This is a genomic window from Exiguobacterium sp. s91 (assembly GCF_018618915.1).
In the GTDB taxonomy this organism is placed as follows: Bacteria; Bacillota; Bacilli; order Exiguobacteriales; family Exiguobacteriaceae; genus Exiguobacterium_A; species Exiguobacterium_A abrahamii.
The window spans coordinates 210,025-223,564 of sequence record NZ_JACSMZ010000004.1; the positions used below are offsets into that span (position 1 = coordinate 210,025).

General features: G+C 51.2%; 13 protein-coding genes, 1 rRNA gene and 1 riboswitch. All 14 genes read right to left on the minus strand.

Features of this window, described 5'->3' with window-relative positions:
- Positions 1–176 precede the first annotated feature (176 nt).
- Positions 177–1,439 carry a phosphoribosylamine--glycine ligase gene (gene purD, locus KNQ06_RS15500; protein ID WP_149426796.1) on the minus strand — a complete coding sequence of 421 codons (1,263 nt, stop codon included), beginning with the start codon at positions 1,437–1,439 and terminating at the stop codon, positions 177–179.
- Positions 1,440–1,454: 15 nt separating this feature from the next.
- Entirely contained in the window at positions 1,455–2,975 is a 1,521-nt protein-coding gene (gene purH, locus KNQ06_RS15505) for a bifunctional phosphoribosylaminoimidazolecarboxamide formyltransferase/IMP cyclohydrolase (protein ID WP_149426795.1), read from the minus strand.
- Positions 2,972–3,547 (minus strand): phosphoribosylglycinamide formyltransferase, encoded by a 576-nt coding sequence (gene purN, locus KNQ06_RS15510; protein ID WP_215148734.1) that lies wholly within the window; start codon positions 3,545–3,547, stop codon positions 2,972–2,974. Before purN ends, purH begins: the two co-directional genes overlap by 4 nt.
- Positions 3,544–4,578 carry a phosphoribosylformylglycinamidine cyclo-ligase gene (purM, locus tag KNQ06_RS15515; RefSeq protein ID WP_215148736.1) on the minus strand — a complete coding sequence of 345 codons (1,035 nt, stop codon included), beginning with the start codon at positions 4,576–4,578 and terminating at the stop codon, positions 3,544–3,546. The genes purN and purM overlap by 4 nt, the downstream gene beginning before the upstream one ends.
- A 16-nt stretch (positions 4,579–4,594) precedes the next feature.
- Positions 4,595–6,004: an amidophosphoribosyltransferase gene (gene purF / locus KNQ06_RS15520; RefSeq protein ID WP_035398966.1), complete on the minus strand. Its 1,410-nt coding sequence runs from the start codon at positions 6,002–6,004 to the stop codon at positions 4,595–4,597.
- Entirely contained in the window at positions 5,980–8,199 is a 2,220-nt protein-coding gene (purL, locus tag KNQ06_RS15525; RefSeq protein WP_215148738.1) for a phosphoribosylformylglycinamidine synthase subunit PurL, read from the minus strand. The genes purF and purL overlap by 25 nt, the downstream gene beginning before the upstream one ends.
- A complete protein-coding gene (gene purQ, locus KNQ06_RS15530) occupies positions 8,180–8,863 on the minus strand; it encodes a phosphoribosylformylglycinamidine synthase subunit PurQ (protein ID WP_050678983.1) in 684 nt (227 codons plus the stop codon). The genes purL and purQ overlap by 20 nt, the downstream gene beginning before the upstream one ends.
- Complete coding sequence (purS, locus tag KNQ06_RS15535) at positions 8,860–9,108, minus strand: phosphoribosylformylglycinamidine synthase subunit PurS (protein WP_023467069.1); 249 nt, start codon at positions 9,106–9,108, stop codon at positions 8,860–8,862. Before purS ends, purQ begins: the two co-directional genes overlap by 4 nt.
- Positions 9,105–9,812 (minus strand): phosphoribosylaminoimidazolesuccinocarboxamide synthase, encoded by a 708-nt coding sequence (gene purC / locus KNQ06_RS15540; protein WP_023467068.1) that lies wholly within the window; start codon positions 9,810–9,812, stop codon positions 9,105–9,107. The genes purS and purC overlap by 4 nt, the downstream gene beginning before the upstream one ends.
- Before the next feature lie 59 nt (positions 9,813–9,871).
- Positions 9,872–11,167 (minus strand): adenylosuccinate lyase, encoded by a 1,296-nt coding sequence (purB, locus tag KNQ06_RS15545; RefSeq protein WP_023467067.1) that lies wholly within the window; start codon positions 11,165–11,167, stop codon positions 9,872–9,874.
- On the minus strand, positions 11,164–12,267 hold the full coding sequence (gene purK / locus KNQ06_RS15550; protein ID WP_215148740.1) for a 5-(carboxyamino)imidazole ribonucleotide synthase: 1,104 nt from the start codon (positions 12,265–12,267) through the stop codon (positions 11,164–11,166). The genes purB and purK overlap by 4 nt, the downstream gene beginning before the upstream one ends.
- Positions 12,264–12,755, minus strand: coding sequence for a 5-(carboxyamino)imidazole ribonucleotide mutase (gene purE / locus KNQ06_RS15555; RefSeq protein ID WP_215148742.1), 492 nt, complete (start codon positions 12,753–12,755; stop codon positions 12,264–12,266). The genes purK and purE overlap by 4 nt, the downstream gene beginning before the upstream one ends.
- Before the next feature lie 89 nt (positions 12,756–12,844).
- Positions 12,845–12,946: riboswitch (purine riboswitch) on the minus strand.
- A gap of 209 nt (positions 12,947–13,155) precedes the next feature.
- Positions 13,156–13,353, minus strand: coding sequence for an NETI motif-containing protein (locus KNQ06_RS15560; RefSeq protein ID WP_023467064.1), 198 nt, complete (start codon positions 13,351–13,353; stop codon positions 13,156–13,158).
- Positions 13,354–13,452: 99 nt separating this feature from the next.
- Positions 13,453–13,540: ribosomal RNA gene (rrf, locus tag KNQ06_RS15565) — 5S ribosomal RNA — on the minus strand; the annotation flags it as partial.

A 13,540-nucleotide genomic window follows, 5' to 3' on the forward strand; every position in this document is an offset into this window, starting at 1 on the left:
TTTCTTATAGTTCTTATACTAAAATGTTGCTAAGTAAGTTTCAAGAAGTTTTGCCCCGTTCCGGATTCATTTGGTCAAAATAACACAAATTCGCCATGGAAGACAAATCTTTTCGTGCACTTCGCCAAGAAACAAAAAACCAGACGCCGCTCCTTCGAGCACGTCTGGTTCAGATATTATGATTCATGCGAGGCACGAAAGGCTTTTTGAGCGATATCAGTTCGGTAAAAGAATGGTTGATCCGTCACGTCTGGTAAGTTCGCATAGACCTGTTCGACAGCCTGCTCGATCGTCTCCGCACGACTGACACACACGAGGACACGTCCACCAGCTGAGACAAGTTGATCGTCTCGTTCTGCCGTACCGGCATGAAAGACGAGAAGACCGTCCCCGATCTGATCAAGTGGAATCGCTTGTCCCGTTTTTGGCGCTTCCGGATATCCTTCTGCTGCGACGACGACACCGACAGCTGCTTGATCCGTCCAAACGACTTCTGGTATCTGTCCGTCCATCAGAGGCATGATGACATCAAGCAACGGCGTCTCTAAGCGCGGAAGAATGACTTCTGTTTCCGGATCACCGAACCGGGCATTGAACTCGATGACGAACGGTCCTTGTTTCGTCAGCATCAGACCGGCATAGAGGAAGCCGGTGAACGGAATTCCTTCGCTTGCCATCTGATCGACGAGCGGCTGAATGATGCGATCAACAGCTTCTGTCGTCAATGCTGCTTCGTCCCACTGAGGAAGCGGAGAATACGCGCCCATGCCTCCTGTGTTCGGACCTAAGTCACCGTCAAACGCCCGTTTATGATCTTGCGACAATACCATCGGGATGACCGTCTCTTCGTGCACGAATGCCATCAACGAACACTCTTCCCCGATCAGGCATTCTTCGATGACGACGCGGCTTTGTTGACCGTATTCTCCGGCAAACGTATCGTGGATTGCAACAAGCGCTTGGTCCACGGTTTCTGCGACCGTGACTCCTTTTCCGGCAGCAAGTCCGTCGGCTTTGATGACGATCGGTGCACCCGCTTTGCGAACATAAGCCTCTGCTTCTGCTGCTGAAGTAAAGACGGCGTGAGCAGCGGTCGGAATACCGGCACGCTCCATCAATTCTTTCGCGAACTGCTTACTTCCTTCGATCGCTGCCGCTTCCCGTGTTGGTCCGAAGATTTGCAGTCCCGCTGCCTGAAAGGCGTTAACGACTCCGAGAACAAGTGGTCCTTCTGGTCCGACAATCGTCCAATCGATCTGTTCGTCTTGTGCGAACGTCACGAGTTCATCGATAGCATCTTCGGCGATCGGAACACATGTGGCTTGTGTCATCCCGGCATTCCCAGGCGCAGCATACACGGTCTCGATCCGTTCATCCTGTGCCAGCTTCCAGACGAGCGCGTGTTCACGCCCTCCTTTACCAATCACCAATACCTTCATTCAAATCGCCTCCGCTTAGTGTTTGAAATGTCGAACGTTCGTAAAGACCATCGTAATGCCATGTTTGTTACACGCATCGATTGACTCTTGGTCGCGAATCGAGCCGCCTGGTTGGATAATTGCCGTAATGCCAGCTTCTGCTGCCGCTTCGACCGTATCGCCCATTGGGAAGAAAGCATCGGAAGCAAGGGACGCGCCAACTGCTTTTTCTCCGGCTTGCGTAATCGCGATGTTCGCTGAACCAACACGGTTCATCTGTCCTGCACCAACACCGACCGTCACTTCGTCCTTCGCGAGAACGATGGCATTCGACTTGACGTGTTTGACGGCGCGCCATGCGAGTTTCAAGTCCTCCCATTCCGCCGCTGTCGGTTTGCGGTCTGTCACGACACGTGCTGCTGCATCATCAAGCGTCTCATCGTCACTGTCTTGGACGAGCATGCCGCCAGCGACTGCCGTATAACGGATCGCTTGGACACGCTTGACGTCGAGTTCAAGCAGACGGATGTTCTTTTTCGCTGACAACAAGGCGAATGCTTCTTCCGTGAAGGATGGAGCGATGATGATCTCAAGGAAGATGCCGCTTAATTGTTCTGCTGTCTCTAAATCGACTTCACGGTTCAAGGCGACGATGCCACCGAAGATCGACACTGGATCGGCTGCATGAGCGCGGCGGAATGCCTCTCCGATCGTTGGACCGACGGCCACACCACATGGGTTCATGTGTTTGACGACGACGGCTGCTGCTTCGCGGAACTCATCGAGAATTTCAAGTGCGGCGTTCGCATCTTGAATGTTGTTATACGACAACTCTTTACCGTGCAATTGTTTCGCGGAAGCGAGGGAAGCTCCACGGTAAATCGGTGTTTTATAGAAGGCTGCTTCTTGGTGTGGATTTTCTCCGTAACGGAGATCCTGGACTTTCTCAAGCGTGATCGTCAACTGATCGGGGAACTTCTCACCTGTTTGCGTCAAGAAATAATCCGCGATCAACGCATCGTACGCCGCTGTATGCCGGAAGGCTTTCGCCGCAAGACGTTGACGTGTCTCAAACGTCGTACCGCCTTCACGAATCTCAGCAACGACCGTTTCGTAATCAGCTGGGTCGACGACGACCGTGACAGCTGCGTGGTTTTTCGCTGCTGAACGCAACATGCTTGGTCCACCGATATCGATGTTCTCGATCGCATCGGCATAGGCGACGTCTTCTTGTAAGACTGTCTGCTTGAACGGATACAGATTGACGACGACGAAATCAATCGGTTGGATCTGTTGCGCCGCCATCTGCTCACGATGGGATTCAAGATCACGACGACCGAGTAATCCACCATGAACCATTGGATGGAGCGTCTTGACACGCCCATCGAGCATTTCTGGGAATTGTGTGACTTCACTGATACCAATGACCGGAAGCCCAGCTTCCTCTAATGCTTGATGTGTTCCGCCTGTCGAGACGAGCTCGATCCCTGCTTCATGGAACGCTCGTCCTAATTCGACGATTCCTGTTTTATCCGACACACTAATTAACGCTCTCATACGTTTGCCTCCTCTTTCATCCACTCTTCGATGACTTGCGGATACAGTCTATGTTCGACACGCTGAATCGCTTGTTGCAATGTTTCACGCGTCATCTCTTCTGTAATCCGGACGGCTTCTTGGGCCATGATCGGTCCTGTGTCCATGCCTTCATCGACTATATGAATTGTAACACCTGTGATTTTAACTCCGCCACGAAATGCTTGTCCGATCGCATCTTTTCCTGGGAAGGCCGGAAGTAGCGACGGGTGGATGTTGACGATTCGTCCTGCGTATCGTCCGAGCAACTCTTCCCCAATCAATCGCATGTAGCCGGCGAGAATGATCCGTTCGACGCCTTTCGCCTCAAGACGGGCAATGATCTCCCGCTCAAAGCTCGGTTTATCCGGATACTCCTTCGCCCGAAAGACGAAGACGTCACATCCGCGTCGTTTTGCCCGCTCGATGACTGCTGCGTCCGGTTGATCGCAGACGATCAGTTCGATTGAGGCATGTAACGTTCCTGCCTCGATTGCTTCAAAAAGTGCTTCGACATTACTACCGCTTCCTGATGCAAAACAGGCGATCTTCATGCGTCGACTCCTTGAATCCGGACACCTTCTTGATCGGTCACCTGACCGATCACGTACGCCGTCTCATTTTCACGAGCGAGGCGTGCTGTCACTTCCGCGACATCTTGCGGTTTGACGATCAACATGAAACCGATCCCCATGTTGAAGACATTATACATATCATGTCGTGGCAAATCACCCGCTTGCTCGAGCCAGTCGAAGACTGGTAACGTCGGCCACTTTTTCGGGTCGAACGATGCGCCGAGCCCTTCCGGTAAGACGCGTGGTACGTTCTCGTAGAATCCACCACCCGTAATATGGACCATCGCTTGAATCTTTTCCGTCTCAAGGGCTGCTTTGACCGCTTCGACGTAGATACGTGTTGGCATGAGGAGCGCATTTCCGAGCGTATGACCGAGCATCATGACTTCATCTTCGTAGCGGAGACCGCTGTCGGCGACGATTTTACGGACGAGTGAGAACCCGTTCGAATGGACGCCAGACGAAGCGAGACCGAGAATGACATCTCCCGCTGCGACGTTATCACCTGTGATCAATTTTTGTTTCTCGACGGCACCGACGGCGAACCCGGCGATATCATATTCGCCGTCCGCATACATCCCTGGCATTTCCGCTGTTTCGCCGCCGATTAACGTACATCCCGCCTGGACGCAACCTTCTGCGACACCTGCGACGATCCGTTCGATCTTCGCCGGAATCGCCTGACCGAGCGCGATATAATCAAGAAAATAAAGTGGTTCCGCGCCTTGGACGATGATATCGTTCACACACATCGCGACACAGTCAATCCCGATCGTATCGTGTTGTTCCAGTGCGAAAGCGAGCTTGAGTTTCGTACCGACACCATCTGTCCCACTGACAAGGACCGGTTCTTTCAACTGCAATTGGCTGAGGTCGAACATCGCACCAAAGCTACCGAGTCCCGTCAATACTTCTTTGCGCATCGAACGGGCGACGTGTTTTTTCATTCGGGTGACTGACTCATATCCTGCTGTCAGACTCACACCTGCTGCTTCGTAATGTTTGCTCATGTTCTTCCCCCATCTATCAAAGTTTAGCTTCTAACTCGAGCGAACCGAGCGGTGTCGGATACTCTCCTGTGAAGCAAGCGGTACATTGTCCTTTTAACGGTCCATCGAACGGGCGATCGATGGCATCGACCATGCCCGGTACAGTCAAGAATTCAAGTGAATCCGCCCCGATTTCCTGACGGATTTCTTCCGGCATCAACCGAGCAGAGATCAGTTCTTCCTTCGATGAAGTATCAATCCCGTAATAACATGGATTCGTAATCGGTGGTGCCGTGATGCGGACGTGCACTTCCGTCGCACCCGCTTCACGTAATAAACCGACGATGCGTCGACTCGTCGTTCCCCGGACGATTGAATCATCGACCATGATGACACGCTTTCCTTGCACGACGCCGCGTAGCGCGGACAACTTCATTTTGACCCCACGTTCCCGTAACTCCTGTGACGGCTGGATGAACGTCCGTCCGACATACCGGTTCTTGATCAATCCCATTTCATATGGAATCCCACTCGCTTCCGCGTAACCGATCGCTGCCGAAATACTTGAATCCGGCACTCCGGTAACGACATCTGCTTCGACCGGTGCTTCTTCATACATCTTTTTCCCGAGTGCTTTGCGAGCTGTATGGACGTTGACACCATCAATGATTGAATCCGGACGTGAGAAGTAAATGTATTCCATCGAACACATTGCCCGTTCCCGTGGTTCCATGTATTGACGAGACGACATGCCGTGTTCTGTGATCGTTACGAGCTCCCCTGGCTCGATATCACGAATGAACTCCGCGCCGACGATATCAAAGGCACATGTCTCTGACGCGAATACGATGCCGCCGTCTGGTGTCTTCCCGAGTGACAGTGGACGCAGTCCGTGTGGATCAACCGCTACGAATAACGTATCTTCCGTTAAGAAAAGGAAGGCGAACGCCCCGACGAGACGCGCGAGACTGTCAGCAATCCGGTCTTCGAGTGTGTCGAGCTTACTGCGTTTGACGAGATGGGCGACGACTTCCGTATCACTCGTCGTCTGAAAGATGGCACCTTCTGCTTCTAACAGGTGCTTCAGTGAATCGGCGTTGACGAGGTTTCCGTTATGTGCGAGGGCGAGATCTCCCGTCCGCGATTTGAAATGAAGCGGTTGAGTATTCTCAAGCGTGTTTCCACCTGCTGTCGAATACCGGACATGTCCGATCGCGTGATGTCCTTTCAGATTCGTCAGTGTCTCTTCCGAAAAGACTTCCGTTACGAGTCCTTGCCCGCGGTGCGGGAAGAGGTCGTCACCGTCACTCGTGACGATGCCTGCCCCTTCCTGTCCCCGGTGTTGCAAGCTATGCAAGCCGTAATAGGCGAGTTGCGCTGCATTCGGTTGTCCGAAGATCCCGAAGACGCCACACTCCTCATTTAGTCCTTTGATGTCATATAACACGCGATTGCTCCTTCCCAGTCTTCCTGTAAGGTCGAACGGTCTGCTTCGATCCGTGTCTCTACCGTTTCGATGACGAGAAGCTCATCGTTCGTGACGACACCGATCGCTTGAGCACCAGTCCGTTGTTCGAATGCTGTGACGTGCGCTTGTGGCACAGTGACGATGAAGCGTGATTGCGATTCGCTGAACAGGTGTAACGTTGGTCCGTCGAACTGAACCGTCAACCCGAGGTTCGTCCCAAACGTCATCTCAGCGAGAGCGATGGCAAGACCACCTTCTGATACATCATGCATCGCATTGACTTCACCTGCTTGTACTGCCTGCTGTAACAATTGTAAGCGTGCGTGTTCGACGGCTAAATCAATCTGTGGTGCGCGACCGAATGATTTACCGAATTGCATATATTGAAGCTCACTACCACCAAACTCGGCTGTTGTTTCTCCTAATAGATAAATCTGGTCACCAGCTTGTTTGACGTGTTGTGTCGTGATCCATTCGGTTTGCTCGTGTAATCCAACCATTCCGACGACCGGTGTCGGGTGAACCGCTTGACCGGCTGACTCGTTGTAGAGTGAGACGTTTCCACCGATGACAGGTGTCTCAAGGACACGACATGCTTCTGCCATACCGGCTGTTGCTTGCTGCAACTGCCAGAAGCCTTCTGGTTTATCCGGATTTCCGAAGTTCAGGCAATCCGTGATGGCGAGTGGTGTCGCCCCACTCGCGACGATATTACGGGCTGCTTCCGCAACCGCGATCTGTCCACCGACATATGGATCCAAGTAGACGAAGCGGCTGTTACAGTCGGTCGTCATCGCGAGCGCTTTGTTCGTGCCGCGGACACGGATGACGGCTGCATCTGATCCTGGTGCGACGACGGTCGATGTCTGGACCATATGATCGTACTGATCGTAGACCCAACGTTTTGAAGCAATCGTCGGCTGACGAAGTAGCGCCCGCCATGTCTCAACGACGTCTTCAACGACTGGAAGCGTCTCTTCCATCGCTTGGAATTCTTCATAATACGCAGGGACGCGAGATGGTTTTTCATAGACTGGTGCTTCTTCCGCTAACGCGTCGACCGGAACTTCTGCGACGATATCCCCGTGATGGATCAAACGTAAGACTTTCTCTTCAATAACTTCTCCAACGTGAACGGCATGGAGTCCCCATTTGCTGACGATTGCTTCGATCTCTGCTTCGCGACCACGCTTGACGACGAGTAACATCCGCTCCTGTGATTCCGAGAGCATCATTTCGTAGGCAGTCATCCCTGTTTCTCGTTGCGGGACGTCATCGAGGTGCATCTCGATGCCCATACCGGCTTTTGAAGCCATCTCTGCTGAAGACGATGTCAGTCCAGCAGCACCCATGTCCTGCATCCCGACGAGTGCCGGATGCCCGACGATTTCAAGACAAGCTTCAATCAATAACTTCTCCATGAATGGATCACCGACTTGAACAGCCGGACGTTTTGCTTCCGTATCCTCTCCGAGATCCTCCGAGGCAAACGTCGCACCATGAATTCCGTCGCGTCCAGTAGCTGCACCGACGTACATGACTGAGTTGCCGACACCTTTTGCCTGACCTTTTTGAATATCCGCATGGTTGATTAAACCGATACACATCGCGTTGACGAGTGGATTGCCTTCATACGAGCGATCAAATCCGATTTCGCCACCGATCGTTGGGATACCGACACAGTTGCCATAACCCGCGATCCCAGCGACGACTTGTTCGAACAGTTGATTGACACGTGGTGTACCGAGATGACCGAAACGGAGCGAGTTCATGAGTGCGACCGGTCGTGCGCCCATCGAGAAGATGTCACGAATGATTCCGCCGACGCCTGTCGCAGCCCCTTGATACGGTTCAACAGCGGATGGATGGTTGTGGCTTTCGATCTTAAAGACGACTGCCTGCTCATCGCCGATATCAACGACACCTGCCCCTTCCCCTGGTCCTTGTAAGACACGTGGTCCAGTCGTCGGGAATTGACGGAGGACGGGTTTAGATGTCTTGTATGAACAATGCTCGGACCACATGACTGAGAACAATCCTGTTTCCGTATAATTCGGTTGGCGTCCGAGTAAATCGACAACCATCTGGTATTCTGTATCACTCAAGCCCATCGTGGCATAGACGCGTTGCTCTTGAATCAATTCTGGTGTTGGTTCAGACTGTTGTTTTAGCATGGTGTGCCCCCTGTTTGACGAGTGAAGTAAAGAGTTTTAGTCCATCTGTTCCGCCGGTCAAGAGTTCGACCGCTCGTTCCGGGTGTGGCATCATCCCAAGAACGTTGCCGGCTTTGTTCGTGATTCCGGCGATATCGCCGCGCGAGCCGTTCGGATTGTCGACATATGTGAAGGCGATTTGTCCGTTCGTTTGGAGCATCGCGTAAGTCGCATCGTCGCAGTAGTAGTTTCCTTCACCATGCGCGATCGGAATCGAAATCGTCTCGCCTGGCAGGTAATCCGATGTAAAACGTGTCTTCGTGTTTTCAACCTTCAGTTCAACCGTCCGGCACATGAACTTCAAGCCGTTGTTTCGGTGCAAGACACCTGGTAAGAGTCCCGCTTCGACAAGGATCTGGAATCCGTTACATACCCCGAGGACCGTTTTCCCTTCTGCCGCAAAACGTTTGACTTCTTCCATGATCGGTGAGAAGCGCGCGATCGCGCCGCAACGAAGGTAATCACCGTAGGAGAATCCGCCCGGTAGTAGGACGCCGTCGTAGCCTTCAAGTGATGTTTCGGTATGGAAGACGTATTCCGCTTCTTCTCCGAGAGCATCCTTGACCGCATGGTACATATCTAAATCACAGTTCGATCCCGGAAAGACGATGACCGCGAACTTCATGCTGGCGTCACCTCTTCGATCGTAATCTGGTAATCTTCCATCACCGTGTTGACGAGTAGTTTTTGACACATCTCATGAATCATCGCTTCTGTCGTTTCCGTTTCAACGAGCAGTTCAATCTGTTTTCCGATTCGGACACTTTCGACACCCGTAAAACCAAGCTGTTGCAATCCGCCTTTTACAGCAACCCCTTGTGGATCTAAAATGCTTTCCCGTAATGCGATCGATACGATGACTTTTTTCATTGTGTGTTTCCTCCTAGGCGATTGAATAGTGTTTGGTAGGTCTCTGTCAGTGAACCGATGTTGCGGCGGAAGACATCTTTATCGAGATGTTCTCCAGTTGCTTGATCCCACAAACGGCATGTATCTGGTGAAATCTCATCAGCTAGTAGAATCGTTCCGTCTGCCATCTTTCCGTATTCCAGTTTAAAATCAATCAACGTGATTCCGTTTTGACGGAAGTAAGGTTGCAAGACTTCGTTTACGCGAAGTGCCTTGTCCGACAACTGTTTCAACTCTTCAGAAGTCGCAATCTTCAGTAAATTGATGTGTGATGAGGTGACGAGTGGATCGCCTAACGTATCATCTTTATAGTAGAACTCAACGATTGGTGTTTCGAGCACCGTACCTTCTTCGATACCGAGCCGTTTACTCAAGCTTCCCGCGACGACGTTTCTGACGACGACTTCGAGTGGAATGATGGTGACACGACGTACGAGCTGTTCGCGCTCCGAGACACGTTCAATGAAATGTGTCGGAATGCCCGCTTGTTCGAGGATTTCAAAGAAATGACTCGTCAACCGGTTGTTCAATTCGCCTTTTCCAGCAAAGACTTCTTTTTTCTCGCCGTTGAATGCCGTGGCCTCGTCTTTATAGACGATCCGGAGCACATCCTGCTCCTGCGTCGTGTACAATCGTTTTGCTTTTCCTTCATAAAGTGGTTGCATCGCTTTCGTCCCCCATGATCCTAAGATGTAGACGGGGCAAGTGCCCCGTCTCAGGTTGATTAGTTCAAGCCACACCGTTCAAAGATTTCATCGACACGACTCGTATGATACGTCGGATCGAAACACGCATCGAGCTCTTCTTCTGTGAAAAGCTGTTGAATGTCCTGTTCTTGCCACAATAAGTCACGGAACATGATTTGTTCTTCCCACGCCTGCATCGCACGCGGTTGAACGAAATCATAGGCGGCTTCACGCGACCAGCCTTTTTCGATTAAAGCGAGTAAGACATGTCCAGAGAAGATGACGCCGAACGTCCGGTCCATGTTCCGCTTCATGTTGTCCGGGAAGACCGTCAAGTTCTTCACGATGTTTCCGAAACGGTTCAACATATAGTTGAGTAGTCCTGTCGCATCCGGAAGAATGATGCGTTCGGCCGAAGAATGCGAGATATCCCGTTCGTGCCAGAGTGAGACGTTCTCGTATGCCGTCACCATGTGTCCACGAATGACTCGGGCAAGACCTGTCATGTTCTCTGATCCGATCGGATTTCGCTTGTGCGGCATCGCCGATGATCCTTTTTGACCTTTAGCGAAGAATTCTTCGACTTCACGTGTTTCCGTTTTTTGCAGACCCCGGATTTCCGTTGCCATCTTTTCGATCGATGTCGCGATTAGAGCAAGCGTCGACATGTAGTGTGCATGACGATCACGTTGTAACGTTTGCGTTGAGACCGGAGCTGGTTTTGTTCCTAACTTTTCGCAGACATACTTTTCAATGAATGGGTCGATGTTCGCGAATGTTCCGACGGCACCCGACATCTTGCCGTATTCGACCGTCTCACGCGCTGCTTCGAAACGAACTTTATTCCGCTTCATCTCTTCATACCAAAGCGCTAGTTTCAGACCGAACGTCGTCGGTTCTGCATGTACGCCATGTGTGCGTCCCATCATGACCGTATATTTATGTTCGTTCGCTTTGACTTTTAAGATTTCGATGAACCGATCAAGATCCGCAGCAAGAATGTCGTTTGCTTGCTTCAACAGATACGAGAGTGCTGTATCGACGACGTCCGTTGACGTGAGTCCGTAATGCACCCACTTGCGTTCTTCTCCGAGTGTTTCAGAGACGGCACGCGTAAAGGCGATGACATCATGACGTGTCTCTTGTTCGATCTCAAGGATGCGGTTGACATCAAATGAGGCATTGTCCCAAAGCAACTGGACGTCCTCTTTCGGGATGACACCTAGTTCACTCCATGCTTCACATGCAAGAATCTCGACTTTTAACCAAGCCTCGAATTTGTTTTGTTCGGTCCAGATCGCTTTCATCTCAGGACGTGTATACCGTTCGATCATTGAACTGTCTCCTTCCATATCGACAGGCGTTCGACTTCTGCCAAAGCATCGTCGACGGTATCCGCAAGAATGTTCAAATGGCCCATCTTGCGTCCTGTCTTGGCTTCTGCTTTTCCATATAAGTGAACTTTCGTCCGAGCGTTTAGTCTCGGTAGTTCCTCGTATAATGCTGTGACATGCTGACCCAGGATGTTCGCCATGACGACCGGTGTTGTCAGACGGGTATCACCGAGTGGGAGACCACTGATGGCACGGATATGTTGCTCGAATTGGGATGTTTCGCAAGCATCAATCGAATAGTGACCCGAATTGTGTGGTCGGGGTGCTAGTTCATTGACGATTAGTCGAGAACCAACGACGAACAACTCGATGGCTAGTGTACCGATCAGCCCGACGGCATCCGCGATCGATTCAGCGAGCGCAATTGCTTCTTGTTCGAGTGATTCGGAAATGCGTGCCGGTACGATCGATAGATGCAAAATGTTCTCTTGATGAATGTTCTCACTGACCGGGAAAACACGAGTCTCTGTTGCGCTTCGAGTGACGATGACGGAAATTTCCTGATCAAACGGTAACCATTGTTCTGCGACATACTCAGTCGGTTCGAATCGTTCGATTGCCGCTTGGAACTGTTCTTCCGTCCGGATGACGGTCTGTCCTTTTCCGTCATAGCCGAATCGTGCTGTCTTCAAGACGAACGGTAGTCCGAGTCGCTGTTTTGCTTCCTCTAAGTCAGAAGGATGTGTCACCGGATGGTACGGAGCGACAGAGTGCCCAATGCGTTCAATCATCTCTTTTTCCCGAACCCGATGCTGCGTTTGAAAGAGGAGATCCGTTCCGTGAATCAGTTTCGTCCCGATCGCTTCAGCGACTTCCGTCGAGATGTTCTCGAATTCGTAGGTGACGACATCTGATTCAGCTGCGAGCTGTTTCGCTGCCTCGACATCCGTAAAGGGAGCTTTAATATGTTGATCCGCCACTTGCGCACATGGTGCGTTGTCCGTTGGATCGAGTGTCAGAATCTCAAAGCCCATCTCACGGGCGGACAGTGCCATCATCCGACCAAGTTGACCGCCACCTAGTATCCCGATTCGTTTCATAACAGGTTTCCTCCAGATGCAATGACGTCTCCTTCTAGTTCGACTCGCATATGATCGAGCTTGCGGGCAAGTCGTTCATCTTGAATCGAAAGAATTTGAACAGCTAGCAATCCGGCGTTTTTTGCGCCTGCTTCTCCGATGGCAACCGTTGCGACCGGTACACCACCTGGCATTTGAACGATCGAGAGCAAGGAATCAATTCCTTGGAGCGCTCTACTTTTCACAGGAACACCGACGACGGGTAATGTCGTTTTAGCGGCTACCATGCCCGGTAGATGAGCAGCACCGCCTGCACCGGCAATGATGACCTTCAGTCCTCGTTCACGTGCTGATTCAGCATAACGAAACATTAGATCCGGTGTCCGGTGTGCGGAAACGACTTTCTTTTCGTAAGGAATCTCAAGTTGCTCCAACACATCACATGTATGTTTCATCGTTTCCCAATCCGATTGACTTCCCATGATGACGCCGACTTCTGCATTTCCCATCGCTGTTTCCTCCTTTGTGCATAAAAAAAGCCCAAACCACGGCTAAAAGGGTGGCTTAGGGTATAAAAAGGTACGCCAAAGAAATATCGACGAACATCCATATACCCCATAGTCCAACGATTTAGGGTCGTTGGGTAGAAACTTGCAAGCCATATCCCTGCTATTATACGAGGTGTTTATATTCAATCATCCTGTCACGACTTCATCTTAACAAGTCCATCCCAAGGCGTCAACCAAAGGCGAACAATTTAATTGTCTGAAAATTTATCGTTCGGTTTTAAAAGTAGTTTTTCTGATTTCATCTAGTGTCCATTCGGAGTTTATTTTCTTGAAAGGCATCACATGGAATCAAGCGCTAAAAAAAGCACCCTCCACATGATTCGGAGGATGCTCTAGGCAGTTATTCGTTCTCTTTCACTTTGCAATCGAAGACGATTTGCTGACGAATTGGATACGGTTCGCCATTAGCGTCTAATCCAAAGATCGGTTCTTCTCGTCGGACCGTCGGGCGGTATCCCATGGCATCGATACGATCCAAACAGGCACCAATCGTCTCGTTCTCTTCGACGGCTACGCGTAGTTTCGTTTTTTTCGCCATATCCCTGTTCAGTCCCTTCATTAAAATGGATACATGTCTTTCTACAAAAAGACACAAAAAAGCGGCGGCCCTTGAGCGTATGCTCCAGAACCACCGTTTGCCTGGCAACGTCCTATCCTCACAGGGGGAAGCCCCCAACTACTTTCGGCGTTCAAGTGCTTAACTTCCGTGTTCGGCATGGGAACGG